Source organism: Streptomyces sp. NPDC048349 (genome assembly GCF_040651925.1).
Taxonomy (GTDB): domain Bacteria; phylum Actinomycetota; class Actinomycetes; order Streptomycetales; family Streptomycetaceae; genus Streptomyces.
On the sequence record NZ_JBEZLA010000034.1, the window covers coordinates 28,282 to 53,812 of the forward strand.

25 protein-coding genes are annotated in these 25,531 nt (G+C 71.9%); 12 read left to right on the top strand and 13 right to left on the bottom strand.

The window, feature by feature from the left end:
- Positions 1–5 precede the first annotated feature (5 nt).
- Together AB0D44_RS19635 and AB0D44_RS19640 are read right to left on the bottom strand one after the other, a co-directional pair.
- Positions 6–1,349 carry a PH domain-containing protein gene (locus AB0D44_RS19635; RefSeq protein ID WP_362592420.1) on the bottom strand — a complete coding sequence of 448 codons (1,344 nt, stop codon included), beginning with the start codon at positions 1,347–1,349 and terminating at the stop codon, positions 6–8.
- Positions 1,350–1,477: 128 nt separating this feature from the next.
- Positions 1,478–1,969, bottom strand: coding sequence for a PH domain-containing protein (locus AB0D44_RS19640; RefSeq protein ID WP_362592307.1), 492 nt, complete (start codon positions 1,967–1,969; stop codon positions 1,478–1,480).
- A 31-nt stretch (positions 1,970–2,000) separates the two neighbouring features.
- Here AB0D44_RS19640 and AB0D44_RS19645 point away from each other — a divergent pair, with 31 nt between their 5' ends.
- From AB0D44_RS19645 to AB0D44_RS19655, 3 genes are read left to right on the top strand one after another with little or no spacing between them, the layout of a single operon-like run.
- Positions 2,001–3,143: an NADH-quinone oxidoreductase subunit D gene (locus tag AB0D44_RS19645; protein ID WP_362592310.1), complete on the top strand. Its 1,143-nt coding sequence runs from the start codon at positions 2,001–2,003 to the stop codon at positions 3,141–3,143.
- A 57-nt stretch (positions 3,144–3,200) separates the two neighbouring features.
- Positions 3,201–4,043, top strand: coding sequence for an arylamine N-acetyltransferase (locus AB0D44_RS19650; protein WP_362592313.1), 843 nt, complete (start codon positions 3,201–3,203; stop codon positions 4,041–4,043).
- A gap of 29 nt (positions 4,044–4,072) precedes the next feature.
- A complete protein-coding gene (locus AB0D44_RS19655) occupies positions 4,073–4,288 on the top strand; it encodes a hypothetical protein (protein WP_362592316.1) in 216 nt (71 codons plus the stop codon).
- 106 nt (positions 4,289–4,394) lie between these two features.
- Here AB0D44_RS19655 and AB0D44_RS19660 read toward each other — a convergent pair whose 3' ends face one another.
- The 4 genes from AB0D44_RS19660 to AB0D44_RS19675 form a co-directional block, all read right to left on the bottom strand.
- Positions 4,395–5,441, bottom strand: a complete 1,047-nt coding sequence (locus AB0D44_RS19660) for a hypothetical protein (RefSeq protein ID WP_362592319.1) — start codon at positions 5,439–5,441, stop codon at positions 4,395–4,397.
- Between the two features lie 95 nt (positions 5,442–5,536).
- Positions 5,537–6,514: an ABC transporter substrate-binding protein gene (locus AB0D44_RS19665; RefSeq protein WP_362592322.1), complete on the bottom strand. Its 978-nt coding sequence runs from the start codon at positions 6,512–6,514 to the stop codon at positions 5,537–5,539.
- Positions 6,515–6,563: 49 nt separating this feature from the next.
- Complete coding sequence (locus AB0D44_RS19670; RefSeq protein ID WP_362592324.1) at positions 6,564–7,238, bottom strand: ABC transporter permease; 675 nt, start codon at positions 7,236–7,238, stop codon at positions 6,564–6,566.
- A 4-nt stretch (positions 7,239–7,242) separates the two neighbouring features.
- Complete coding sequence (locus AB0D44_RS19675; RefSeq protein ID WP_362592327.1) at positions 7,243–7,950, bottom strand: ABC transporter permease; 708 nt, start codon at positions 7,948–7,950, stop codon at positions 7,243–7,245.
- 143 nt (positions 7,951–8,093) lie between these two features.
- On the opposite strand from AB0D44_RS19675, the gene AB0D44_RS19680 reads away from it, so the two are divergent.
- A complete protein-coding gene (locus tag AB0D44_RS19680) occupies positions 8,094–9,062 on the top strand; it encodes an ATP-binding cassette domain-containing protein (protein WP_362592329.1) in 969 nt (322 codons plus the stop codon).
- A 73-nt stretch (positions 9,063–9,135) separates the two neighbouring features.
- On the opposite strand, the gene AB0D44_RS19685 is transcribed toward AB0D44_RS19680, so the two are convergent.
- Positions 9,136–10,245 (bottom strand): alpha/beta hydrolase-fold protein, encoded by a 1,110-nt coding sequence (locus AB0D44_RS19685; protein ID WP_362592332.1) that lies wholly within the window; start codon positions 10,243–10,245, stop codon positions 9,136–9,138.
- Positions 10,246–10,396: 151 nt separating this feature from the next.
- Between AB0D44_RS19685 and AB0D44_RS19690 the strand changes: the two genes are divergently transcribed.
- The 6 genes from AB0D44_RS19690 to AB0D44_RS19715 all read left to right on the top strand — a co-directional run bounded on the left by AB0D44_RS19690 (position 10,397) and on the right by AB0D44_RS19715 (position 15,344).
- The gene (locus tag AB0D44_RS19690; RefSeq protein WP_362592335.1) at positions 10,397–12,247 is read left to right on the top strand and encodes a phosphatidylglycerol lysyltransferase domain-containing protein; all 1,851 of its coding nucleotides are present in this window, start codon (positions 10,397–10,399) and stop codon (positions 12,245–12,247) included.
- A gap of 125 nt (positions 12,248–12,372) precedes the next feature.
- Positions 12,373–13,245: a dihydropteroate synthase gene (gene folP / locus AB0D44_RS19695; protein ID WP_362592338.1), complete on the top strand. Its 873-nt coding sequence runs from the start codon at positions 12,373–12,375 to the stop codon at positions 13,243–13,245.
- A gap of 19 nt (positions 13,246–13,264) precedes the next feature.
- The gene (locus AB0D44_RS19700) at positions 13,265–13,708 is read left to right on the top strand and encodes a nuclear transport factor 2 family protein (protein ID WP_328926923.1); all 444 of its coding nucleotides are present in this window, start codon (positions 13,265–13,267) and stop codon (positions 13,706–13,708) included.
- Positions 13,709–13,838: 130 nt separating this feature from the next.
- Positions 13,839–14,198 carry a dihydroneopterin aldolase gene (gene folB, locus AB0D44_RS19705; protein WP_030010912.1) on the top strand — a complete coding sequence of 120 codons (360 nt, stop codon included), beginning with the start codon at positions 13,839–13,841 and terminating at the stop codon, positions 14,196–14,198.
- Positions 14,195–14,803 carry a 2-amino-4-hydroxy-6-hydroxymethyldihydropteridine diphosphokinase gene (folK, locus tag AB0D44_RS19710; protein WP_362592341.1) on the top strand — a complete coding sequence of 203 codons (609 nt, stop codon included), beginning with the start codon at positions 14,195–14,197 and terminating at the stop codon, positions 14,801–14,803. Before folB ends, folK begins: the two co-directional genes overlap by 4 nt.
- Positions 14,804–14,855: 52 nt before the next feature.
- The gene (locus AB0D44_RS19715) at positions 14,856–15,344 is read left to right on the top strand and encodes a DUF3180 domain-containing protein (protein ID WP_362592344.1); all 489 of its coding nucleotides are present in this window, start codon (positions 14,856–14,858) and stop codon (positions 15,342–15,344) included.
- A gap of 67 nt (positions 15,345–15,411) precedes the next feature.
- Here the strand turns inward: AB0D44_RS19715 and folE are convergent, their stop codons facing one another.
- The 6 genes from folE to dacB all read right to left on the bottom strand — a co-directional run bounded on the left by folE (position 15,412) and on the right by dacB (position 22,932).
- Positions 15,412–16,020 carry a GTP cyclohydrolase I FolE gene (gene folE, locus AB0D44_RS19720; protein WP_362461943.1) on the bottom strand — a complete coding sequence of 203 codons (609 nt, stop codon included), beginning with the start codon at positions 16,018–16,020 and terminating at the stop codon, positions 15,412–15,414.
- 87 nt (positions 16,021–16,107) lie between these two features.
- Positions 16,108–18,141 (bottom strand): ATP-dependent zinc metalloprotease FtsH, encoded by a 2,034-nt coding sequence (gene ftsH, locus AB0D44_RS19725; protein WP_362592347.1) that lies wholly within the window; start codon positions 18,139–18,141, stop codon positions 16,108–16,110.
- 209 nt (positions 18,142–18,350) lie between these two features.
- Positions 18,351–18,911, bottom strand: a complete 561-nt coding sequence (hpt, locus tag AB0D44_RS19730; protein ID WP_362394741.1) for a hypoxanthine phosphoribosyltransferase — start codon at positions 18,909–18,911, stop codon at positions 18,351–18,353.
- 65 nt (positions 18,912–18,976) lie between these two features.
- Complete coding sequence (gene tilS, locus AB0D44_RS19735) at positions 18,977–20,038, bottom strand: tRNA lysidine(34) synthetase TilS (protein WP_362592350.1); 1,062 nt, start codon at positions 20,036–20,038, stop codon at positions 18,977–18,979.
- A gap of 240 nt (positions 20,039–20,278) precedes the next feature.
- Positions 20,279–21,427, bottom strand: coding sequence for a zinc-dependent metalloprotease (locus AB0D44_RS19740; RefSeq protein WP_362592353.1), 1,149 nt, complete (start codon positions 21,425–21,427; stop codon positions 20,279–20,281).
- A 38-nt stretch (positions 21,428–21,465) separates the two neighbouring features.
- On the bottom strand, positions 21,466–22,932 hold the full coding sequence (gene dacB / locus AB0D44_RS19745) for a D-alanyl-D-alanine carboxypeptidase/D-alanyl-D-alanine-endopeptidase (protein WP_362592356.1): 1,467 nt from the start codon (positions 22,930–22,932) through the stop codon (positions 21,466–21,468).
- A gap of 144 nt (positions 22,933–23,076) precedes the next feature.
- On the opposite strand from dacB, the gene AB0D44_RS19750 reads away from it, so the two are divergent.
- Both AB0D44_RS19750 and AB0D44_RS19755 read left to right on the top strand, forming a co-directional pair.
- Positions 23,077–23,571: an inorganic diphosphatase gene (locus AB0D44_RS19750; RefSeq protein WP_030031597.1), complete on the top strand. Its 495-nt coding sequence runs from the start codon at positions 23,077–23,079 to the stop codon at positions 23,569–23,571.
- A 313-nt stretch (positions 23,572–23,884) separates the two neighbouring features.
- Positions 23,885–25,528 (top strand): threonine/serine exporter family protein, encoded by a 1,644-nt coding sequence (locus AB0D44_RS19755; protein WP_362592359.1) that lies wholly within the window; start codon positions 23,885–23,887, stop codon positions 25,526–25,528.
- Positions 25,529–25,531 lie beyond the last annotated feature (3 nt).

A 25,531-nucleotide genomic window follows, 5' to 3' on the forward strand; every position in this document is an offset into this window, starting at 1 on the left:
GCCGGCTACGGCCCGCTCTGCGTCATCCACCGGTCCGGCCGGGCCGACGCACGGGAGGTGTGCGCACGGGCGGCCTGGGCGCGCAGCAGCTCGGCGGCCTCGCCGTCCGCCCGCAGCCGGGCCGTGACCGTGCCGTTCGCTCCGGTGTCCACGTGCACGTCGGCCACGCCGCGGGCGCGCTCCCAGGGCCCCTGCGCGAGCCGGACGCTCTGCACCTTGGCGTGCGGGACGATCTCCGTACGGCGGCACAGCCGGCCGTGCCGGGCGGCGAACACCTCCGGGGATACGGCCAGGGCGTATCCCTTCCACCACACCGGGACCACCCAGCGCGCACCGGACGCGGGGGAGCCGGTGAAGGACAGGGCCGCCAGGTCCACCCCGGGCAGCACCCGGGCGATCACGGCGTGCGCGGCGGCCCGCGAGGCCACCGGGACCAGGACCTCGTTCTTCGAACCCGCCACGGCCAGCTCCACCCGGACCCAGTCGCGCCGCCGCCACAGCAGCGGCTCGACGATCCGTACGGTCTGCACGCGCCCCGGCGGGACCGTCTCGTGGGCCCGGTCCAGCAGTCCGTGGTCCAGGCGCAGCCCGTCCGGGGACTCGGCGACCCGCCAGTCGTACTCGGCGAGGAAGCGGCCCGCGCTGCCCGCCCACACGGCACCGAGCAGCGGGAGCAGGGTGACGAGGGCCGCCCAGGGGCTGGAGCTGACCCACCACACGGCGACCGGCGCGGTGAGCCCGCCGGCCAGCGCCGCCCAGACGCCGAGGCTCAGCAGCAGGGAGACGACGAGGTCGCGCGGGCGCACCCGCAGCAGCTCCCGATCGGGGGCCTCGCCCAGGCGCACCGCCTCCTCGGGGGCGAAGCCGGCCGCCCGGGCCAGCAGCTCGGCGCGCAGGGCGACGGCCCGCTTCTCGGAGAGGAAGGCCAGCTCGTCCTTGTCCTCGGTGCCGATGACGTCCAGGCGCAGTTTCGCCACCCCCGCGAGGCGGGCCAGCAGCGGCCGGGTGACGTCCACGGCCTGGATCCGGTCGAGCCGGATGTGCGCGGTGCGCCGGAAGAGCAGGCCGGTGCGGATGCGCAGCTCCGTGTCGGTCACGGAGTAGTACGTGACCCACCAGCTCAAGAACCCGTAGAGGCCGAAGACGAGGACCAGGGCGGCCAGCGCCAGGACCCGCAGCGCGGCGGGCTGGTCCGCTATCCACGCCTGCGCCCTGGCGCCCTGCTGGAGGACCACGCCGAGGGTCGCCGCGATCGGCACCCACGCGCGGCGCAGCGGGGTGAAGGGGTGCAGCCGCTGCTCGGGGCCGGCGACGGGGTCGGAGGCGGTGCCGTCCACGGGGCCGTCCACGGGGCCGTCCCCGGGGCCGTCCCCGGGGCCGTCCCCGGGGCCGTCCACGGCGCCTTCCCCGGGGAAGGCCACGGGGCCGGAGGCGGTGCCGTCCCCGGGGCCTTCCCCCGGCTCGGCGACGGGGCCGGTCACAGGCCCGCCGACCTTGCCTGGCCGAGTTCGGTGAGCCGGTCCCGCAGCCGCTCCGCCTCGGCGGGCACCAGGCCCGGGATCCTGGCGTCGGTCGCCGCGGCGGCCGTGTGCAGCTGTACGGAGGCCAGCCCGAAGCGCCGCTCCAGCGGGCCCGAGGCCACCTCGACCAGCTGCATCCGCCCGTACGGGACGACGGTCTGCTCCCGCCACAGCACGCCCCGGCTGATCAGCAGGTCGTCCGCGCGCTCGGCGTACCGCCAGGAGCGCCAGTTCCGGCCGATCAGCACCCAGCCCCCGGCCAGGACGAGCAGCCAGACCACCCCCAGCAGGGCCCAGAGCGGGCCGAGGAACAAGCCCGCCACGACGCCGGTCGCCACCAACGCCACCGCCGTCCAGACCGCCAGCAGCACCCGGCGCAGCCTGAGCAGCCCGCCCGGCAGCCCCACCCACACGGGCCCGCCCGTCTCACCCGTCGTCCCCGTTTCCATTCCTCAAGCGTAGGGCTGAGACAATGCCGCCATGACGGAGACCACGGTCGGCATCGGCGGGGCGGCGGAGAGCACCGACATGGTGCTCAACATCGGCCCCCAGCACCCTTCCACGCACGGCGTGCTGCGCCTGCGCCTCGTCCTGGACGGCGAGCGGATCGTCAGCGCCGAGCCGGTGGTCGGCTATATGCACCGCGGCGCGGAGAAGCTGTTCGAGGCCCGCGACTACCGCCAGATCGTGATGCTCGCCAACCGCCACGACTGGCTGTCCGCGTTCTCCAACGAGCTCGGCGTGGTCATGGCGGTCGAGCGGATGCTCGGCATGGAGGTCCCCGAGCGGGCCGTGTGGATGCGGACGCTGCTGGCCGAGCTGAACCGGGTGCTGAACCACCTGATGTTCCTCGGCTCCTACCCGCTCGAACTGGGCGGGATCACCCCGATCTTCCACGCGTTCCGCGAGCGCGAGGAGCTCCAGGCCGTCATGGAGGAGATTTCCGGCGGCCGCATGCACTACATGTTCAACCGCGTCGGCGGCCTCAAGGAGGACCTCCCGGCCGGCTGGCTCGGCCGGGCCCGCGAGGCCATCTCCGACGTCCGCACCCGCATGGACGTCTACGACAAGCTGGTCCACGGCAACGAGATCTTCCGCGGCCGCACCCGCGGGGTGGGCGTCCTGTCGGCCGAGGCGGTGCACGCCTACGGGGTCTCCGGCCCGATCGCCCGCGCCTCCGGCGTCGACTTCGACCTGCGCCGCGACGAGCCGTACCTCGCGTACGGCGAGCTCCAGGACGTCCTGACCGTGGTCACCCGGCCCGAGGGCGACTGCCTGGCCCGCTTCGAGGTCTTGCTGGACCAGACCCACAATGCGCTCGACCTCGCCGTGGCCTGCCTGGACCGGATGGCCGAACTCCCGCCGGGGCCGGTCAACCAGCGCCTGCCCAAGGTCCTGAAGGCCCCCGAGGGCCACACCTACGCCTGGACCGAGAACCCCCTCGGCATCAACGGCTACTACCTCGTCTCCAAGGGCGAGAAGACCCCGTACCGGCTGAAGCTGCGCAGCGCCTCCTACAACAACATCCAGGCGCTGGCGGTGCTCCTGCCGGGGACCCTGGTCGCGGACATGGTGGCGATCCTGGGCTCGCTGTTCTTCGTGGTCGGGGACATCGACAAGTAGCGCGCTCCACAGGCCATTTGACGCACAATCCAGGCATGTGCCCCATAGGGTGATCACATGACTTCTGGCATATTCGACGCGTACCTGCGACGACTGGGCGTGCCCGACCCCGGCGCGCCCTCCGCCGAAGGGCTCTTCGCCCTGCAGCGGGCCCACCTGGAGCGCGTCCCGTACGAGAACATCGACATCCAGCTCGGCCGCCCGCCCGGCATCGGCCCCGAGCTGTCGGCGCGCCGGTTCGCCGCCGGACGCGGGGGCTACTGCTTCCACCTGAACGGGGCCTTCGCCGCGCTCCTGGACCACCTCGGCTACGACGTGACCCGGCACGTGGGCGGCGTCTACGAGGAGACCGGTGCGCAGGACGTCAACGGCAACCACCTGGCCCTGACCGTGCGGGTCGACGGCGCCGCGTACCTCGTCGACGTGGGCCTCGGCGACGGCCCCCACGAACCGCTGCCGCTGCGCGAGGGCGGCTACGAGCAGGGCGCCTTCGCCTACCGGCTGGAACGGCTGGCCGGACCGCTGGAGGGCTGGACCTACTACAACCCGGGCAGCCCCTTCCCCCAGATGAACTTCCGGTCCGCCGCGGCCGGCATGGACGAGTTCGAGGCGGAGCACCTGAGGCTGTCCACCGCCGAGGACTCCTCCTTCGTGCGCACCCTGGCCCTGCTGCGCCGGGACGCCGAGTCCATCGAGATCATGCGCGGCCGGATCCTGACGCGCATCGACCTGGCCAAGGGGCCGAGCGACCGGGAGCTGGCGACCCCGGAGGAGTTCTACGAGGCCATCGCCACCGTCTTCGGGCGGAAGCTCGACGACCTGACGCCGACGGACCGGGCGGCCCTGTGGGACCGGGTGTCGCAGGCCCACGAGGCGTGGCTGGCCGCCCAGCGGGGCTGATGTCGGTGCGGCAGGGCAGACTTGGGGGCATGTCCCACTCCCCCCGCCGGGCCTGCCCTGCCTGCGGCCGCGACTGCGCCGTCACCGCCGGCCGGATCGCCCGCCACGATCCCCCCGACGGACGCGGGCGCGCCGACCTGGTCTCCTGCCCCGGATCCCGGGCCCGGGTGGTGCTCGGCGCCTCGGCTCCGACGCTGGACGGATTCGTCCTCGGGCCGCACCCGGGGCAGTTGCCGCTGTTCTGAGCACACGGGGCCGCTCCTGCTGGAAACCCTGGCCGTGGCGCTCGTCCTGGCGTTCCCGTGACCTGGCCGTCCCGGTCCGGGGACTGCCAGGCCGTATGGGGGCGGCCTAGGAGATCGCGGTGCGCAGCCGGGCCACGTCGATCGGCTCGGTCTCGTCATGCGCCGTCAGGTCGATGACCTGGCCCCCCGCCGGAGCCCCGTCCGCCGGAGTCCCGTCCGCCGGAGCCTCGTCCGCCGGAGCCTTGTCCGCCGGAGCCTCGTCCGGGGTCGCCGGTTCGGCCGCCGGGGTGCGCGCCGACTCCGCCTCGTGCACCGCGAGGGCCTCCGCGCCGACCACGTCGGCCAGGTCCTCGTTCTGGACCGCCTCGATCGCTGCGCGGGCCTGCGCCGCGTTCTTGGTGCCGAAGAAGTCGAAGCCGCCCTCGGCGCGGGAGGCGGTGCGCCGCTGGGCCGCGTACGGGGCCACCGCCGCGACCGGCCGGCGGGCCGGGACCGAGGCCGCGGGGGCCGGGGCGGGTGCGGGGGCCGGTGCGGGTGCGGGCGGGGCCGCCGGCAGCTCCCGGGTTCCCTGCGTCCTGCGGGCGAGTGCGCTCATCGCCGCGTGGGCCCGGGCGTAGCCGACCGCGGTGGGCGCGCCCGCCGAGGTGCGCTCCTGCGAACCCGTCGTGAGTTCCCTGGGAGCCGCAGCCGGGCCGGCGGTGGCCTCGATGGCCAGCAGCCGGCGGCCCTCCAGGGCGCTCGCGCGCTCGGTCTCGGCGGTCGCGTACCGCCGCAGCAGCGAGGCGTGTTCGCCGCGCAGCCCGGCCAGTTCCACGCGCTTGGCGCGCAGCTTGGCGTCCAGCTTGGCCCGCAGCAGCCGGGCCTCCTCGAGATCGGATTCGAGCTCGGCTATCCGCTCGTCCGTCTTCCACTCGTCCTTGACCCGCTCGCGCGCCAGCTCCGCGACGCGGCGGCCCGCCGAGCGGTCCCAGGCGCGCATCACGACGGCGCCCGCGACCCCGGCGGTCGCCGTGAGGGCCACGAGCAGCCTCAGCGCCACTGGTTCCGCGAGCAGCCAGGCCGCGCCGGCACTGGCGAGGGACACACCGGCGACGGCCGTCGGCGTGAGCAGCCGGTGCAGGGGTTCGGGATTGCGGTGGCGTCCACGGGGCATGGCCTGAAATTTACAGGCAGTAGAGGCCATGTGGGGTACTGCCCGGCAATCTCTTGCCGGGCAGTCGACCCCCATTCCCCGTCGACCCCGGACCCCTACTTCGTGAGAAGGCCCTTGGACTCCAGGTAGGCCTTCGCCACGTCGGCCGGCTTGGCGCGCTCGGCGTCCACCTTGCGGTTCAGGTCGACCAGGTCGGCCGTCGTGAGCACCCGGGTCAGCTTGTCGAGCGCGGCCGCGACCTCGGGGGCGCCCGCGTCCTTGGCATTGACCACGGGCAGCACGTTGTCGGCGTTCTGCAGCTTCTTGTCGTCCTCGAGCAGGACCAGACCGTAGGCGTCGAGCGTGGCGTCCGTCGTGGTGGTCAGCACCAGCTGGACGGCGCCGTCCTTGACCGCCTGCTTGGCCTGCGGGGTGCCGACACCCTTGGGGTCAATACCGGAAACCTGGATTCCGTACGTCTTCGTCAACCCCGGAGAGCAGAAGGGGCGGACGGCGCATTCGTCTCCCGCCGCGATCTTCACCTTCAGGCCCGACTTTCCAAGATCGGAAAGTGACTTCAGGTTGTTCTTCTGGGCGAATTCCCTGGTCACCGCGAAAGCGTTCTGGTCGACCGCCGCGCCCGCCGGCAGCGCCTTGAGGCCGAGCGGGGCGGAGAGCTTCTCCAGGGCCGCCACCGTCGCCGCGACGTCGCTCGACGCGACCGGCTTCTCCTCGGGCGCCTTGGGGCCGTTGACCTTGGCGTTCAGGAACTCCGCGAGCGTGGCCGCGTACTCCGGGACGACGTCGATCTCGCCCTTCTCCAGCGACGGTTCGTACAGCTCGCGGTTGTTGACCGTCTTGACGGACGTGCTGTAGCCCGCGTCCTTGAGGGCCTGCGCGTACAGCTCGGCCAGCACGTTGGACTCGGTGAACCCGGCCGCACCGATCACCAGGGCGCCCTTGGCGCCTGCGGCGGAGGAGGCCGAGCCGCCGTCCTTGCTCTTCTCCAGGCTGTCGCCGCCGCACGCGGCCAGCGACACCGTCAGGGCGAGGGCGCCCAGGGACGCGCCGAGGACGCGCGTGGTCTTGCTCATGGAGACACTCCGTTCGAAGCGGGGAAGGGAAATCAGCGGGACGGGGGAATCAGCGGGACGCGGCGTCCGCCGGCCGCGGCAGCAGCCGGTCCGCCACCAGCAGGGCGCCTTCCACCAGCAGGGCCAGCGCCGCCACCAGCAGGGCGCCGGCGACGACCTGCGCGGTGTCGTACGTGTTGAACCCGGCGGTGATGATCCGGCCCAGACCGCCCTGGCCGACCATCGCCGCGATCGTGGCCGTGGCGACGACCTGGACGGCGCCCGAACGCAGACCGGTCATCACCAGGCGCCGGGCGAGCGGCAGCTCGACCCGGAAGAACAGCTGGCCGCCGGACATGCCCATGCCGCGGGCGGCCTCCACCACCGAGCGGTCCACCTCGCGCACACCCACGTACGCGTTCGTCAGCAGCGGCGGGATGGCGAACAGCACCAGCGCGGCGATGGTGGGCAGATAGCCGGCGTTGCGCAGCGGGGAGACCATGAACAGCGCCAGCACCGCGAACACGGGGACGGCCCGGCCGATGTTGGAGATGTTGACCGCGAGCGCGCCGCCCTTGCCGAGGTGGCCGAGGAACAGGCCGACGGGCAGCGCCACCGCGCAGGCGATCGCGAGGGCGATGCCGCTGACGTAGACGTGCTCGCCCAGCCGGTGCCAGACGCCGCTCTCCCCCGACCAGTTGGCGCCGTTCGCCAGCCAGTCCCAGGCCCCTCCCATGACGCCCATCGCCTCAAGCCCCCTTGACCGACCGGGCGCCACGGGCGTCGCGGCCCCCGGTGCGGGTCCACGGCGTGAGCAGCCGCTGCACGCCGAGCAGCAGCAGATCGGCCACGAGCGCGAGCAGCACGCACAGCACCGAGGCCGTGAGCACCTGGGCCTTGAAGGAGCTGTTCACGGCCGGGGCGATGAGGTTGCCGAGGCCGCCCTTGCCGACGATGGAGCCCACCGTGGTCAGCGCGACCGTCGAGACGGTGGCGATGCGCACTCCGGCGAGCAGCGCGGGCAGCGCCAGCGGCAGTTCGACCTGCCACAGCAACCGCCCCGGCCCGTACCCCATGCCGCGCGCGGCCTCCCGCACCTCCTCGGGTACGGCCTCCAGGCCGGCCAGCACGTTGCGGACCAGGATCGTCAGCGAGTACAGCACGAGGCCGGTCACCACCAGCGCCGCCGAGAGCCCGAACACGGGCAGCAGCAGCGAGAACATGGCGAGCGAAGGGATCGTGTAGAGCAAGGTGGTGAAGGCGAGCACGGGAGCCGCCCAGCTGCGGCCCCGACGGGCCAGCAGGGCGAGCGGAAGGGACACGGCGATGCCGATGAGGACGGACACGCCCGTGATCCAGACGTGTTCGAGGGTGGCGTCGGTGAGCTCCTGGGAGCGCGAGGAGACGTACTCCCAGCAGATCCAGTCGTTCGCCACCAGGCAGTTCTGCCCGGCCATGCCTCACCCCCCGTCACCGACGCGCGTACGAGAACGACCCTAACCCGCGGCAGGGACAACGGCCGGAAGCCTTCGCAGCCGCGTAACACTCTCCTCATGAATCCTTCGCCGTCGGGCGCGGGCGGGTAGGGAAGGATGGGGACGTGATCCGATTCGAGCATGTGACCAAGCGCTACCCGGACGGGACGACGGCCGTCGAGGACCTGTCCTTCGACGTGGCGGAGGGGGAACTGGTCACGCTGGTGGGACCGTCCGGCTGCGGCAAGACGACCACGATGAAGATGGTCAACCGCCTCATCGAGCCGACCTCCGGCCGGATCCTGCTCGGCGGCGAGGACATCTCCGGCGCCGACCCGGTCGAGCTGCGCCGCCGGATCGGCTACGTCATCCAGCAGGTCGGGCTCTTCCCGCACAAGACGGTGCTGGAGAACACGGCGACCGTGCCCCACCTCATCGGCACCCCCAGGGCCAAGGCCCGGGCCCGCGCCGCGGAGCTGCTCGAACTGGTCGGGCTGGATCCCGCCGTGTACGGCGGCCGCTACCCGGAGCAGCTGTCGGGCGGGCAGCGCCAGCGCGTCGGCGTGGCCCGCGCGCTCGCCGCCGATCCGCCGGTGCTGCTGATGGACGAGCCGTTCGGTGCGGTGGACCCGGTGGTGCGCGAGCGCCTGCAGAACGAGTTCCTGACGCTGCAGAAGTCGGTGCGCAAGACGATCCTGCTGGTCACCCACGACCTGGAGGAGGCGATCCGGCTCGGCGACCGCATGGCGGTGTACGGGGCGGGCACCATCGAGCAGTTCGCGAGCCCGGCGGCGGTGCTGGCCGCGCCGGCCACCGACTACGTGGCCTCCTTCGTCGGCTCGGACCGCGGGCTCAAGCGGCTCGCGGTCACCGCGGTCGGGGCGGCCGACCTGGCATCGGCGGACGGCGGGTCCGCGGCCCCGGCGGCTGCCGTGAAGCTGGGGGCGTCCCTGCGCGAGGCGCTCTCCGCGCTGCTCCAGGAGGATTCGGGCCGGATCGGGGTCACGGACCCGGACTCGGGCGAGCTGATCGGCGTACTGACCCCGGCGGGCGTCCACCGGGCGCTGCGCCGGGCGCGGTTGCAAGAAGCGTGAGAAAGGGCGAAGGGCCCGACCTGTGCGGCGGTCGGGCCCTTCCCTGTGCGTGCGCCGTTGCGCCGCGCGGCCGTCAGGCCTGAATGCGGCCGCTCATCCACACCAGCATCGGCGGGATCTCGCGGCGCCACGTGTTGAAGTTGTGGCCGCCGCTGTCGAGGATGATCGAGGAGACCCGGTCCGGGCCCTTGACCAGCTTGATGAACTTCTTGGTGTCGACGAGGTTCGGCTCGCCCGTCTCGCTGCTGGTGACGAGGAAGGACGTACCGCTCGGCTTCTTGTTCTGCACGCTGTGCAGGACGTTCGCGCGCTGCTTCAGCTTGTCGTCCCCGTGGAACAGGTCGCCGGTCGTGGGGTCGTCGGGGGCGTCGTAGTACGCGGACAGGCCCGCGGCGGCGCCGAAGGTCTGCGGGTAGTGCGCGGCGATCTTCAAGGCGCAGTAGCCGCCGGTGGAGTTGCCGATGAAGCCCATGTTCCGGGGCTCCTTGCCCACCCGGAAGCTGTCCTGAATGGCCTGCGGCAGGTCCACGCCGAAGAAGGTCTCGGTCTGCGGGCCGCCGGGTATGTCCACGCACTCGGTGTCCCGCGGGGGCGCGACGGTCGGCCGCAGCATGACCAGGATCATCGGCTTCATCTTGCCCGCCTTGGACAGACTGAAGGCCTTCATCGGGTAGTCGAGCCCTTTGATCAGGTTCTCGGCGGTGCCCGGATACCCCGTCAGGACGATGGACGCCGGAAAGTTCTCGTCCTTGTGCTGCGGCTGGAAGTACTCCGGCGGGAGCCACACGTAGCCGGGGCTCGTGATCTTCGACTTCTGCCCGGATATGGCAACCTTCAGGATCTGCCCGCCGACCTGAGGCTTGGCGCCGCCGGGCACGTCCAGCTTCTGCTTGTCGACGACCTTGATGTCCTTGCTGCTCATCGAGTGGTCGACGACCTTGCCCATGGACGTCTCCTGGCCGAACAGGTCGGCCCAGGAACCGTAGAAGAGGAACGACTTGTTGGCCGCGAGCCCCACCGCCGAGAACAGCGCCAGCTGGGTCGCCAGCAGGAGGCCGATCCGGCCGGTGAACGCGCGCCAGGTGCGGCCCGAGAGCTTCGGCCAGAACCAGATGGTGGCGGCGAACAGCAGCACACCGGCCAGGACGGCCAGCGCCAGAACCGTATTACTGGTGAGACCCATGAGCAGTCAGTCGACTTTCTGATGGCAGGACTGGAAATTTCCGACGGAAGAGTGAACCCGCTCCCCGTCGATGTCGTCCTAATGGACGCACCACACCCGGAGGCTGTCGCGGCCTTCGGCCACATGATCTCTCGCGGAGCAACGGGAAGCGATGTCTAGCAGGATAGATGGCGATAAGTCCGGACAGGTTCCGAAGCGGGTCCGCCGAATCCTCCGCGGACCACGACCGGAGTCCGTGCCCGGCCTCGTAGGTTCGGCCGTCATGATCGTCGGCCTTCTGGACATCGCGGCGGGCGTCTTCCCGCGGTTCCGGCACAGCCGGATCCACGCCGTCACCGAGGTGCTGCCCGGTTCCCTGGGCCCCTTTGCCGCAGCCATGTCCATCAGCGCGGGCGTCCTGCTGCTGCTGCTCGCCCACGGCCTCAAGCGGCACAAGCGGCGGGCCTGGCGGGCCGCCGTGGTGCTGCTCCCGGCAGGAGCCGCGGCGCAGTTCACCTACCGGCACTCGGTCATCGGCGTGATCATCGCGGCGGTGCTCCTCGCGCTGCTGCTGCGCCACCAGGGTGAGTTCAAGGCGCTGCCCGACCCGCGCAGCCGCTGGAAGGCGCTCGCGAACTTCGTCCTGATGAGCGCCGGTTCCATCGGTCTGGGCCTGCTCATCGTCAACGTCCACCCGGAGAAGGTGGTCGGCAACCCGAGCCTGTACGAGCAGATCAAGCACGTCGTGTTCGGGCTCTTCGGCTTCGAGGGCCCCGTCGCCTACGCCGGCCGGGTGTCCTGGACCGTCGGCTACTCCCTCGGCGCCCTCGGCATGCTGACCGCGCTCACCACGATCTACCTGGCCTTCCGCCCCGAGCACCCGGCCGCCCGCCTCACCGCCGACGACGAGACGAAGCTGCGCGAGCTCCTCGCCAAGCACGGCGGCCGCGACTCCCTCGGGCACTTCGCGCTGCGCCGCGACAAGGCCGTCGTCTTCTCCCCCAGCGGCAAGGCCGCCGTCACCTACCGCGTCGTCTCCGGGGTGATGCTCGCCTCCGGCGACCCCATCGGCGACGTCGAGGCCTGGCCCGGCGCCATCGAGCGGTTCATGGACGAGGCCAAGGCCCACTCCTGGACCCCGGCCGTCATGGGCTGCAGCGAGACCGGCGGCGAAGTCTGGACCCGCGAAACCGGCCTGGACGCCCTGGAGCTGGGTGACGAGGCGATTGTCGATGTCAAAGACTTCTCCCTCTCGGGCCGCGCCATGCGCAATGTCCGCCAGATGGTGAAGCGCATCGAGCGCAACGGCTACACCACCAAGGTCCGCCGGGTCAGCGAGCTCACCGAGACCGAGCTCGAACAGGTGCGCGGCGCAGCCGAGGCCTGGCGCGGCACCGACACCGAGCGCGGCTTCTCCATGGCCCTGGGCCGGGTCGGCGACCCGGGCGACGGCGACTGCTTCATCGCCACCGCCCACCGCACCGAGGAGGGCGACACCAGCCCCTTCGGCGACCTGAAGGCCGTCCTGCACTTCGTCCCGTGGGGTGCCGACGGCATGTCGCTGGAGCTGATGCGCCGCGACCGCGCCGCCGACCCCGGCATGAACGAACTGCTGATCGTGGCCTCCCTGGAGGCCGCCCCCTCACTCGGCATCGAGAAGGTCTCGCTGAACTTCGCGATGTTCCGCTCGGCCCTGGCCCGCGGCGAGAAGATCGGCGCCGGCCCGGTGCTTCGGATGTGGCGCAACCTGCTGGTTTTCCTCTCCCGCTGGTTCCAGATCGAGTCGCTGTACAAGTTCAACGCGAAGTTCCGCCCCCGCTGGGAGCCCCGCTTCGTGGTCTTCCGCACCACCCGCGACCTGCCCCGCATCGGCTTCGCCGCCATGCAGGCCGAGGGCTTCGTGACGCTGGCGCTGCCCCGGCTGTTCGCCAGCCGCCGCCGCCCCAAGCCCGTCCGCACCTGTGCGCACCACCACATGACGGCGGTCGCCAAGCAGCCGGAACGCGAGGTCCAGGCCGCGTAGCCGCCCGTACGGACGCACACGGCCCCGGTACCCGCCCGTACGGGGGTAGTGCGCACGCCCCGGCCCCGGCAGCCCGACAGGCGCCGGGGCCCTGCCGTATCCAGGTCAGCCCTACCCTTGGACCTATGAACACCAAGCGCGGAGCCACCGGCAGGGGCCGGGTCGCAGGTCTGCCGGACTGGGACCGCTGCGGGGTCATGGGCGTCGTCAACGTCACCCCCGACTCCTTCTCCGATGGCGGCCGCTGGTTCGACACCACGGCGGCCGTCAAGCGCGGCCTCGACCTCGCCGCCCAGGGCGCCGACCTCATCGACGTCGGCGGCGAATCCACCCGGCCGGGCGCCACCCGTGTCGACGAGGAGGAGGAGCTGCGCCGCGTTGTCCCCGTCGTGCGCGGCCTGGCCTCCGAGGGCGTCACCGTCTCCGTGGACACCATGCGCGCCTCCGTCGCCGCCCGGGCCGTCGACGCCGGCGCGCTCCTGGTCAACGACGTCAGCGGCGGCCTCGCCGACCCCGGAATGATCCCCGCCGTCGCCGCCGCCGAGGTGCCCTTCGTGGTGATGCACTGGCGCGGCTTCAGCGAAGGCATGAACAGCCTCGCCGTCTACGAGGACGTCCTGGCCGAGGTCACCGCCGAGCTCCAGGCCCGGATCGACGCGGTCGTGAGCGGCGGCATCGCCCCCGAGCGGCTCCTCGTCGACCCCGGACTCGGCTTCGCGAAGAACGCCGAACACGACCTGGCCCTCGTGGCCCGCCTGCCCGAGCTGCGCGCCCTGGGCTTCCCCCTGCTGGTCGCCGCCTCGCGGAAGCGTTTCCTCGGCCGGGTCCTGGCCGGCGCGGCCGACGCCGCCCCACCGCCCGCCCGCGAGCGCGACGCGGCCACGGCAGCCGTCTCCGCCATCGCCGCCCACCAGGGCGCCTGGGCCGTCCGGGTCCACGAGGTACGGGCGACCGCGGACGCGGTTCGGGTGGCCCGGGCCGTGGAAGGAGCGCTGTGACCAACCGAGAAGGAGCCCTGTGAGCAGAACCGACATCGAGGCGGTCGAAGAGGTCAACACGGCCTTCTACGAGGCCATGGAGCGGGGGGACTTCGACGCGCTGTCGGCACTCTGGCTCGATGACGAGATCTCCTGCGTGCATCCCGGCTGGCCGGTGCTCTCCGGCCGCGGCGAGGTGCTGCGCTCGTACGCGCTGATCATGTCCCACACCGATTACATCCAGTTCTTCCTCACCGACACCAAGGTGGCCGTCATCGGTGACACCGCCCTGGTCACGTGCACGGAGAACATCCTCAGCGGCGGGCCCGCGGAGGACGGCGGGGAGCTCGGGCCGCTCGTGGGCCAGCTGGTCGTCGCCACGAATGTGTTCCGACGCACATCCGAGGGCTGGCGCCTGTGGTCCCACCACGGATCCCCGGTGCTCACGGAGTCGGACGAGGACGAGGAGGAGGACGCCTCCTGACCCCTCCGGCGGGGTCCGGAGTATTTCGCAGGTAAATTCGAAGTCGGACGACGCCGACCGCACTCGGCGTAGGCCCATGGCCCCGGGAGCCCCGGGACCGGAAGAACCTACGAAAGCAGGAGTGATTCGCGTGGATCGTGTCGCGCTGCGCGGCCTCAAGGCTCGCGGGCACCACGGCGTCTTCCCCCGGGAGCGCGAGGAGGGCCAGACCTTCATCGTCGACCTGGTGCTGCACCTCGACACCCGCCCCGCGGCGGCCGGAGACGACCTGGCGAAGACCGTGCACTACGGGGTCGTCGCCGAGGAGGTCGTCGACGTGGTCCAGGGAGAGCCCGTCGACCTGATCGAAACCCTCGCCGAGCGGATCGCCCAGCAGTGCCTCAAGCACGAAGCGGTGGCACAGGTGGAGGTCGTCGTCCACAAGCCGGACGCGCCCATCACGGTCCCCTTCGACGACGTGACCATCACGATCACCCGGAGCCGCGCATGAACAACGGACTGAACGCACAGAGCGACCCCACCGTCCAGCCGGTCCCCGCCTCGGTCGTCGAGACGGTCGACGCGGCGGACACCACCCTGTCCAACCCGAAATGGGCCGTGATCGCCCTCGGCGCGAACCTGGGCAACCGGCTGGAGACCCTGCAGGGCGCCATCGACGCCCTCGGCGACACCCCGGGCCTGCGGGTCAAGGCCGTCTCCCCCGTCTACGAGACCGAGCCGTGGGGCGTCGACCCCGGCTCCCAGCCCGCGTACTTCAACGCGGTCGTCAAGGTGCGGACCACGCTGCCGCCGTCCTCGCTCCTGGAGCGCGGCCAGGCCATCGAAGAGGCCTTCGACCGCGTCCGCGAGGAGCGCTGGGGCCCGCGCACGATCGACGTGGACATCGTCGCGTACGCCGACGTGGTCTCCGACGACCCCGTCCTCACCCTGCCGCACCCGCGCGCCCACCAGCGCGCCTTCGTGCTGGCCCCCTGGCACGACATCGACCCCGAGGCCCAGATCCCGGGCCAGGGCGGCGTCAGCGCGCTGCTGGCCGGAATCGGCCTCACGGGCATCACGCCGCGCCCCGACCTGGAACTCCGCCTGCCGGAGTAGTCGTTAGTCTGTGGACTGCTGACGGACGGCGCGGGAAGCGGGGATCTGGCACGTGAAGCAACTGAGGCCGGCGGTTCTGGCGGGGATCTTCGTCGTCGCCGGGGTCCTGTCCTGGGCGGGCGCCCGCCTGTGGAACGCGTACGGCACCCTGCCGGGCGTTCCCCTGGCCGCGCCGATCGTGCTGGGCGTCATCGCCGCGATCCTCCTCGCGACCGCTCTGTCGATGCGCTCCCGCCTCAAGGCACAGCGCGAGCGGCGGCCGGAGGCCAAGGGCGTGGAGCCGCTGATGGCGGCCCGCGCGGTGGTCTTCGGCCAGGCCAGCGCCCTCGTCGCGGCCCTGGTCTCGGGCGCCTACGGCGGCGTCGGCGTCTTCCTGCTGACCAACGCCCTCGACGTCCCCGCCCGCCGTGACCAGGCCTGGTACGCCGGCTTCTCGGTCCTGGCGGGCGCGGCGGTCATCGCGGCGGCCCTCTTCCTGGAGCACGTCCTGAAGCTCCCGGAGGACGACGACCCCGGCAAGGCCCCCGCCACCGCCGCCTAGGCGGCTCCCCGCCGCCCGGGAGCGGCGGGACCTGTCGGCCCTGCGGGCGCTGCGGGCCGGGCTCCGCTCAGCGAGCCATGATCAGGGACATCGCCTCGTTGCGGGTCGCGGGATCGCGGAGCTGGCCGCGGACCGCCGAGGTGATCGTCTTCGCACCGGGCTTGCGGACCCCGCGCATGGTCATGCACATGTGCTCGCACTCGATGACCACGATGCACCCGCGCGGGTCCAGGATCTCCATCAGGGAGTCCGCGATCTGCGTGGTCAGCCGCTCCTGCACCTGGGGGCGGCGGGCGTACACGTCCACCAGGCGGGCCAGCTTCGACAGGCCGGTGATCTTGCCGTCGGTGGAGGGTATGTATCCCACATGGGCTACGCCATGGAACGGGACCAGGTGGTGCTCACATGAACTCATGACCTCGATGTCCTTCACCAGGACCATCTCGTCGTGCCCGAGGTCGAACGTCGTGGTCAGGACCTCTTCGGGCTTCTGGTAGAGGCCGGCGAATATCTCCTTGTACGCCCGCGCCACGCGCGCCGGGGTCTCCAGCAGGCCCTCGCGGTCGGGGTCCTCGCCGACCGCGATGAGGAGCTCACGGACCGCCGCCTCGGCGCGCTTCTCGTCGAACTCGCCGATCGTGCCCTCGCCGCCGGTCAGGGTCACTGGGTCCGTCATTGCTTCCTCGTTCCTGTAAAAGTGCCGCGCCCCCCAGGCTAGAACCTGGGGGGCGCGGCTTCCATTCCGGGTGATCGGGTCCGCGACCTACTCGGCGCGGTCCTCCGGGGCCACCTCGATGCCCTTCTCCGTGGAGACCGGCGTGGCGGCGGTGGCCGCCGAGGTGCCGTTCGCCGAGTTCGTCAGCTGGAGCTCCTTGGGAGAGAGCACCGGCGGACGGGTGGAGGGGGTGCGGCGGGAGGAGCCGGTCCACGCGGGGCGGGCCGGACGCTTCACGATCGTGGAGAAGATCTCGGCGATCTGCTCCTTGTTCAGCGTTTCCTTCTCCAGCAGCGCGAGGACCAGGTTGTCGAGGACGTCACGGTTCTCGACGAGGATCTCCCACGCCTCGTTGTGCGCGGTCTCGATGAGCTTCTTGACCTCTTCGTCGACCAGCGCCGCGACCTCTTCCGAGTAGTCCCGCGGGTGCGACATCTCGCGGCCCAGGAACGGCTCGGTGTTGTCGCCGCCGAACTTGATCGCACCCAGGCGCTCGGTCATGCCGTACTGGGTGACCATCGCGCGGGCCGTCGCCGTGGCCTTCTCGATGTCGTTCGCCGCGCCCGTGGTCGGGTCGTGGAAGACCAGCTCCTCGGCCGCGCGCCCGCCCAGCATGTACGCGAGCTGGTCGAGCATCTCGTTGCGCGTGGTCGAGTACTTGTCCTCGTCGGGCAGGACCATGGTGTAGCCCAGCGCCCGGCCGCGGGACAGGATCGTGATCTTGTGGACCGGGTCGGAGTTCGGGGAGGCCGCCGCGACCAGGGCGTGTCCGCCCTCGTGGTACGCGGTGATCTTCTTTTCCCGGTCCGACATGATCCGGGTCCGCTTCTGCGGGCCCGCCACGACGCGGTCGATGGCCTCGTCCAGCATGTGGTTGTCGATCAGCTTCTTGTCCGAGCGGGCGGTCAGCAGCGCCGCCTCGTTCAGCACGTTGGACAGATCGGCACCCGTGAAGCCGGGGGTGCGCCGGGCGACGGCCGAGAGGTCGACGTCCGGAGCGACCGGCTTGCCCTTCTGGTGGACCTTGAGGATCTCCAGACGGCCCTGCATGTCCGGACGGTCGACCGCGATCTGCCGGTCGAAGCGGCCCGGGCGCAGGAGCGCCGGGTCGAGGATGTCGGGACGGTTCGTGGCGGCGATCAGGATGACCCCGCCCTTCACGTCGAAGCCGTCCATCTCGACCAGCAGCTGGTTGAGGGTCTGCTCGCGCTCGTCGTGACCGCCGCCGAGACCCGCACCGCGGTGCCGGCCGACGGCGTCGATCTCGTCGACGAAGACGATCGCCGGGGCGTTGGCCTTGGCCTGCTCGAACAGGTCGCGGACACGCGAGGCACCGACACCGACGAACATCTCGACGAAGTCGGAACCGGAGATCGAGTAGAAGGGGACACCGGCCTCGCCCGCGACGGCGCGCGCGAGCAGGGTCTTGCCGGTGCCGGGCGGGCCGTACAGCAGCACGCCCTTGGGGATCTTGGCGCCGACGGCCTGGAACTTCGCCGGCTCCTGGAGGAACTCCTTGATCTCGTGGAGTTCCTCGACGGCCTCGTCCGAGCCCGCGACGTCGGCGAACGTGGTCTTCGGGGTGTCCTTGGTGATGAGCTTGGCCTTGGACTTCCCGAAGTTCATGACCCGGGAGCCGCCGCCCTGCATCTGGTTCATCAGGAACAGGAAGACCACGACGATGAGGACGAAGGGCAGGAGCGAAAGCAGCACGCTCAGGAACGGGCTGGTCTTGTCCGGAGTGACGGAGTACCCGTCCGGGATCTGACCGGCTTCGTACTTGGTCTGGAGGTTCTGGGCGAGCTGGACGCCCTGATCCCCGATGTAGTTGGCCTGGAACTTGGTGCCGTCGTGCTTGCCGAGCTTCTGGCCGTCGCTCAGCTCGATCTTGATCATCTGGCTGTCGCCGGTGGTCAGCTTCGCTGTCTCCACCTGGCCACTGTTGATCGCCTTGATGACCTCGCTGGTGTCCACCGACTTGTAGCCGCCGCCGGAGCCGACGACATTCATCAACACGACCACGGCGAGGACGGCCAGCACGATCCACATGACCGGCCCACGGAAGTATCGCTTCACGTCCATCCATACGGGGCGCAAGGCACCCCGTCCCTCCTGCCCGTAGGTAAATGCTGCTGTGAGTAAAGACTGTTCTTCGGAATGTACCCCTGAATTGTCACCCGCGGCCTCGTGGGACGGCTGACAGACCCGCCTTCCCCTGCTCCAACGGCGGGAATCGCCCCCAGGTTCCCCGGAGCTTCCGGGACGCCCCGGGGGCGACGGCGGGAGCGGGGTCAGCCGCCGTAGACGTGGGGGGCGAGCGTGCCGACGAACGGCAGGTTGCGGTACTTCTCCGCGTAGTCGAGGCCGTAGCCGACGACGAACTCGTTCGGGATGTCGAAGCCGACCCACTTCACGTCGATCGCGACCTTCGCGGCGTCGGGCTTGCGCAGCAGCGTGACGACCTCGAGGGAGGCCGGCTGGCGCGAGCCCAGGTTCGACAGCAGCCAGGACAGCGTCAGACCGGAGTCGATGATGTCCTCGACGATCAGGACGTGCTTGTCCTTGATGTCGGTGTCCAGGTCCTTGAGGATCCGCACCACACCGGAGGACTGGGTCCCGGCGCCGTACGAGGACACCGCCATCCAGTCCATGGTGAGCGGGGTGGACAAGGCACGCGCCAGGTCCGCCATCACCATCACGGCGCCCTTGAGGACGCCGACGATGAGCAGGTCCTTGCCCGCGTACTCCGCGTCGATCTTCGCGGCCAGCTCGGCCAGCTTCGCGTCGATCTCTTCCTTGGTGATGAGCACCGACTGGAGGTCGCCGCCCATGTCCTTCTCGTCCACCCGCATCACTTTCGTTGGCGGCCGGGGCTCCGGGGGTGCCCCCGGAGGACTCAGCCGTGTTTCAGCACCAATCAGCCCTGCCGAATGACAAGTCTGCCACCCTGCCGCTGGGCCTCGACCCGGCCGGGCAGGTTGATGGCGCCCTGACCGCGCCAACCGGTGATGAGGCGGTCGACTTCCTCGATGTGGCGGGCGAAGAGGGAGCCCGCGGGAGAACCGGCGGCGACGACGGCCCTGCGCAGCACCCGGCGGCGGACGGCCGGGGGCAGGGCGTACAGCTTGGCGCACTCCAGGCGGCCGTCCTCGTCCCGTACGCCGGTCTCCGCCTCGGCGGCCCAGGCGTCCAGGGCGTCGGCGTCGTCGCGGGAGAGCTGGGCGGTGCGGGCCAGCGCCTCGACGACCCCCTTGCCCAGCGCCTTCTCCAGGGCGGGCAGTCCCTCGTGGCGCAGGCGCGAGCGGGTGTAGGCGGGGTCGATGTTGTGCGGGTCGTCCCAGACGGGGAGGGACTGGACCATGCAGGCCTTGCGGGCGGTCTGCCGGTCGACCTGGAGGAAGGGGCGGCGGTAGCGGTGGCCGCGGCCGGGGCCACCGCTGACCTCGGCCATGCCGGACAGCGAGCGGATGCCGGAGCCGCGGGCGAGGCCCAGCAGGACGGTTTCGGCTTGATCGTCCCGGGTGTGGCCGAGCAGCACGGCGGAAGCGCCCAGCCGGTCGGCGGCCTCGTCCAGGGCGCCGTAGCGGGCGTCGCGTGCCGCGGCCTCGGGACCGCCGTCGCGGCCGACGCGCACGGCGACGGACTCCACCGGGTCGAGGCCGAGGGCGGTCATGCGGACGACGACCTCGGCGGCGCGCAGGTCGGAGCCGGGCTGCAGCCCGTGGTCGACGGTGATGCCGCCGGCGCGGATGCCGAGCTTGGGCGCCTCGAAGGCCAGGGCGGAGGCGAGCGCCATCGAGTCGGCGCCGCCGGAACAGGCGACGAGGACCAGGGGCAGGGTGCCGTCCGCCGGGCGGGCGGCGCGGGGGGACCCGCCGGACGACGGGGTCCGGGGGGAGTCGGTGAGGTCGGTGAGGACGTCGTGGAGTGCGCGGCGGACCGCCAGGCGTATCGCCGCGACCGCAGGATGGGGACCCATGTCCGGTGCCCTTCGATGGAGTTCGGATGCCTCGGAGGCTTCGGGGGTGGTGCGTCGGGGGTGGCGCGTCGGGGTGCCGACGGGCGGCCCCCGCTGGAACGGGTTGTCACTCAGAGTGCGTTGATGGTGACAGAGCCGAGCCGTTCCCCGAGCATCGCACGCCCTTCCACGGCCCACGGTCCCTCGGACGGGTGATGCTGCTTCCCCCAAGGAGACATGTTTACGCCCCCCGCGTCACGCCTATTCGCTCCCTTCGCTCCCCTTGCGGTGGACGCGGGCGACCCAGTCCGCCGGCCTGGCGATCTCGGCCTTGGTCGGCAGTGTGTTCGGGGAGGTCCACACGCGGTTGAAGCCGTCCATGCCGACCTGGCCGACGACGGCCCGCACGAAGCGCTCGCCGTCCCGGTACTGGCGCAGCTTGGCGTCCAGGCCCAGGAGCTTGCGCAGGGCGGCGTCCAGGCGCCCGGCGCCGCTGGCCCGGCGCTGCTGGAACTTCTCGCGGATCTCGGCGACCGAGGGCACCACCTGGGGGCCCACCCCGTCCATGACGAAGTCGGCGTGGCCCTCCAGGAGGGACATGACGGCGGTGAGCCGGCCCAGCACCTCCCGCTGTTCGGGGGTCTGCACGATCTCCACGAGGGAGCGGCCCTCCTCGCCCCGTTCGGCGTCGGGGCGTGCGCCGGCGAAGGACTGTGCGGCTTCGCGCAGCCGTTCCAGGACGGTCACGGGGTCCACTTCGGTGGCGCCGAGGAACGTCTGGATTTCGCCTTCGAGGTGGTCGCGCAGCCACGGCACGGCCGTGAACTGGGTACGGTGCGTCTCCTCGTGCAGGCACACCCACATCCGGAAGTCGTGCGGGTTCACCTCCAGCTCGCGCTCGACGTGCACGATGTTCGGCGCGACGAGCAGCAGCCGGCCGCCGCCCTGGGCCGAGCCCGGCAGCTCGCGGGAGACCGGCGCGAAGGTCTCGTACTGGCCGAGGACCCGGGAGGCCAGGAAGCTCAGCAGCATGCCCAGCTCGACGCCGGTGACCTTGCCGCCGACCGCCCCGAGGACGGCCGCGCCCGGGGTGCCCGCGCGGCGTTCCTGGAGCTTGCCCAGGAGCGGCTGGAGCAGCTCGCGGAAGCCGGCCACGTTGGCCTTGATCCATCCGGCCCGGTCGACCACCAGGACGGGGGTGTCGGGGACCGGGACCCCGTCGGGGACGGCGTGGATCATCCGGGTGAAGTCGCGTACGTGCCGTTCCGAGGACCTGGCGTGTCCGCGCAGCTCCGCGACGACGGCCCGGGCCTCGTCCCGGCTGACCTCCGGGCCGGGTCGCACCAGCCGGGTCGCGGTCGCCACCGCGAGGTTCCAGTCGACCATCTCCGCACCACTGATGCTCGTCATGCGTCAACCGTACGTGGACCGGCCCGCGGGCGGACCCCCTACGGCGCGGCCGCGACCGCCGCGGCCAGCTTGTCGAGGCCCTTCTCGGCGGCCGGGCCGTCCGCGCTGTTGGCGCTCAGGAAGGCGAAGGCGAGGAGCCGTCCGGACCGGTCGACGACGGTGCCCGCGAGGGAGTTCACTCCGGTCAGGGTGCCCGTCTTGGCCCGGAGCAGGCCGGCGGCCGGGGAGGAGCCGGCGTTGCGGGCGCGCAGGGTCCCGGTGAATCCGGCGACCGGCAGGCCCGTCAGGACGGGCCGCAGCTCGGGCCGCTGCGGGTCGGCGGCCTTGGCGAGCAGTCCCGTGAGGAGGCCACTGGTGACCTTGTCGGCGCGGCCCAGCCCGCTGCCGTCGGCGAAGCGGGAGCCGGAGACGTCCACGCCGAGGGCCGCGAGCCGGTCGGTGACGGCCTTCTCCCCGCCTTCGAAGCTGGCGGGGAGGCCCGACGCGAGGGCGGTCTGCCGGGCGAGGGCCTCGGCGATGTCGTTGTCGCTGTGGGTGAGCATCCGCTCGACGAGGCCGGCCAGCGGGGTGGAGAGGGTGGCCGCCATCGGCTGGGCGCCGGCGGGCGCCTTGGCCCGGACGGGTTCGCCGGTGACCTTGACCCCGCGCTCGGTCAGCAGGGCGGCGAAGGCGCGGGCGGCGTCCCCGGAGGGGTCGCCGGAGCGCTCCACGGGCCCGGAGGTGGAGTCGTCGGGGCGGCCCTCGTCGGCCGTCAGGGCGGTGACGGGCGCGATGTTGGGGTTGTCGCCGATGGGGTGGCGGACGGGGCCGGTGTAGAGGCTGTCGTCGTAGCCCAGGCTCACGCTGTCGGTGCCGGCGGCCTTGAGGGCCTGCGCGGTGTCGGCGGCGAGGGCGACGAGGCTGCCGCCGGACCCGGCGGGGCTCTTCTTCTTGGCGGTCAGGGAGGGGTCGCCGCCGCCGACGAGGAGCACCTGCCCGGGGACGGCACCGGGCACGACGGCGGTCCGGATCCGGTGCTCGGGCCCCAGGGCGGCCAGCGCCGCCGCCGCGGTGGCGATCTTGATGGTGGAAGCCGGGGTCATCGCCTCCCGCGCCCCCGACTCGTACAGCACCCGCCCGGTGGCGGTGTCGACGACGGATGCGGTGCGCACGGAGCCGAGCGCGGGGTCGGCGAGCAGCGGGCGCAGCGCCGCCGCGAGGTCCTCGGGGGCGGCCGCCGCCTCCTGCTGCGGGGCTCCGGGACCGATCGCGCCGAGCACCCCGGGGGCGCTGGGAGCGGCCTGCGGGAAGGTGCCGGCACCGGGCCCCTCACCGTGATCTGCGCCACCCGTGAGGCTCCAGGAGGCGACCCTGTCCCGCTCGGCCTTACGCTGGCCGGAGTCCCACGGACCGGAGGCGGTCACCGCTGTCACCGACAGGGCGAGGCCGGCGACGGCCGAGCCCGCGATGAGCTGCCACGTCTTGATCAATGGCACCTCGGACCAGCCCCTTTCGCGATCACACATATGCGTGAGGGACACTTAACCACTGCGTCTTGCCGCGAGCATGGCACCCCACCCGGCTGGGCTGGGCCGGACGCGCGCGTATTTGAATCAAATGCCGTCCCGCAGCCATGCGGACGGCTGAAGCTGATCATGGAGGAGCAGGACGTGGAGTTCGACGTCACCATCGAGATCCCCAAGGGTTCGCGGAACAAGTACGAGGTGGACCACGAGACCGGCCGGATCCGTCTGGACCGTCGCCTCTTCACCTCGACCAGCTACCCGGCCGACTACGGCTTCGTCGAGAACACCCTCGGCGAGGACGGTGACCCGCTGGACGCGCTGGTCATCCTCGACGAGCCGACCTTCCCGGGCTGCCTGATCAAGTGCCGCGCCATCGGCATGTTCCGCATGACGGACGAGGCGGGCGGCGACGACAAGCTGCTGTGCGTGCCGGCCTCCGACCCGCGTGTCGAGCACCTGCGCGACATCCACCACGTGTCCGAGTTCGACCGCCTGGAGATCCAGCACTTCTTCGAGGTCTACAAGGACCTGGAGCCGGGCAAGTCGGTCGAGGGCGCGAACTGGGTCGGCCGCGCCGAGGCCGAGGCCGAGATCGAGGCCTCCTACAAGCGCCTCGAGGCGCAGGGCGGCCACCACTAGGCTCCGCCGGTGAACAGGCTCGGGGGATCCCCGGGCCCTGGCTTCGACCGTGGGCGGCACCCCCGTGAGGGGGGTGCCGCCCACGGTCGTTTTCCGCCTCCGGAGCGGTCCCTTCCCCGGCGTCCGCCAAGGGCTCGCGGGCTGAACCCCTGGTCCATGGCGTAGCCCCGGCTCCGCAGGGGCAGTCGCGCCTCCGCAGGGGCAGTCGGCCTCCGCAGGGGCAGTCGCCGGCAGCGGGACCGAGGCCTGCCGTCGACGGGGAGGAAACGGTTCCGCATACTGATACGGCAGGTGATCACGGTCTGGAGGGCGCGTGGCGGAAGCCGATGGGGCTGAGGACAGGAAGCCCCAGTCCGACGAGGCGCACAGCGCCTTCACGCCGCCGCCCGGGATGGAGCCCGGGGTACCGGAGGAGGACCAGCCCACCTCGGAATTCGCGCTTCCGCCGGGCACCGAGCCGGTGCCGCCCGAGCCCGGGGGCTCTGCCTTCGCAGCCCCGGCCACCTACAGCGCCGCGCATTCCCCGCCCGCCTACACGCCCGGCCAGGGCTTCCCCGTCGCCCGGATGAAGGAGTCCCCCTGGCAGGACCGGATGCGCACGATGCTGCGCATGCCGGTCGACGTGCGGCCGGTTCCCGACCTGGTGCAGCGGCCGACCGAGACCGGGCCCCCCGTGGGCCGCGTGCTCGACCTGACCCTGCGCATCGGCGAGCTGCTGCTCGCGGGCGGCGAGGGCGCCGAGGACGTGGAGGCCGCGATGTTCGCGGTGGCCCGCTCCTACGGGCTGGACCGCTGCGAGCCCACCGTCACCTTCACCATGCTGTCGATCACGCACCAGCCCTCGCTGGTGGACGACCCGGTGTCGGCGAACCGGACCGTGCGCCGCCGCGGCACCGACTACAACCGGCTCTCCGCCGTCTTCCGGCTGGTGGACGACATCAGCGCCCACGAGATCGACGTGTCGCTGGAGGAGGCCTACCGGCGCCTGGCGGAGATCCGCCGCAACCGCCACCCGTACCCCACCTGGGTGCTCACGGCCGCCGCCGGACTGCTCGCCGGGGCCGCCTCCACCCTCGTCGGCGGCGGGGTGGTCGTGTTCCTCGCGGCGGCCCTGGGCGCCGTCCTCGGCGACCGGCTGGCATGGCTGTGCGCCGGGCGGGGCCTGCCGGAGTTCTACCAGTTCGTGGTCGCCGCGATGCCGCCCGCCGCCTTCGGGGTGGCGCTCAAGCTCGCCGAGATCGAGGACATCAAGGCCTCCGCCGTGATCACCGGCGGGCTGTTCGCGCTGCTGCCCGGGCGGGCCTTGGTGGCCGCCGTGCAGGACGGGCTGACCGGTTTCTACATCACCGCGTCCGCCCGGCTGCTGGAGGTCATGTACCTGTTCATCGGCATCATCATGGGCGTCCTGGTCGTGCTGTACGTCGGCCTCCAGTTCGGCGCCGCCCCGCGGCCGGAGGAGGTCCTCGAGATCCAGCAGCGGCCGCTGATCCAGATCGCCGCCTCGATGGTGCTGGTCTTCACCTTCGCGATCCTGCTCCAGCAGGAGCGGTCGACCGTGTTGATCGTGACCCTCAACGGCGGGGTCGCCTGGGTGACCTTCGGGGCCCTGCACTACGCGGGCGAGATCCCGCCCGTGCCGTCCACCGCCATCGCCGCCGGGCTGGTCGGCCTGTTCGGGCAGCTCTTCTCCCGTTATCGCTTCGCCTCCGCCCTGCCGTACACGACCGCGGCCATCGGGCCGCTGCTGCCGGGTTCGGCGACGTACTACGGGCTGCTGCTGATCGCCGAGGACCGGCTGAACGAGGGCCTCGGCTCGCTGGTGAACGCCGCCGCCATCGCCCTCGCCATCGCGATCGGCGTCAACCTGGGCTCGGAGACCTCCCGGCTGTTCATGCGGATCCCGGGGGCGGCCAGCGCAGCCAAGCGGCGCGCGGCCAAGCGCACCCGCGGCTTCTGAGCG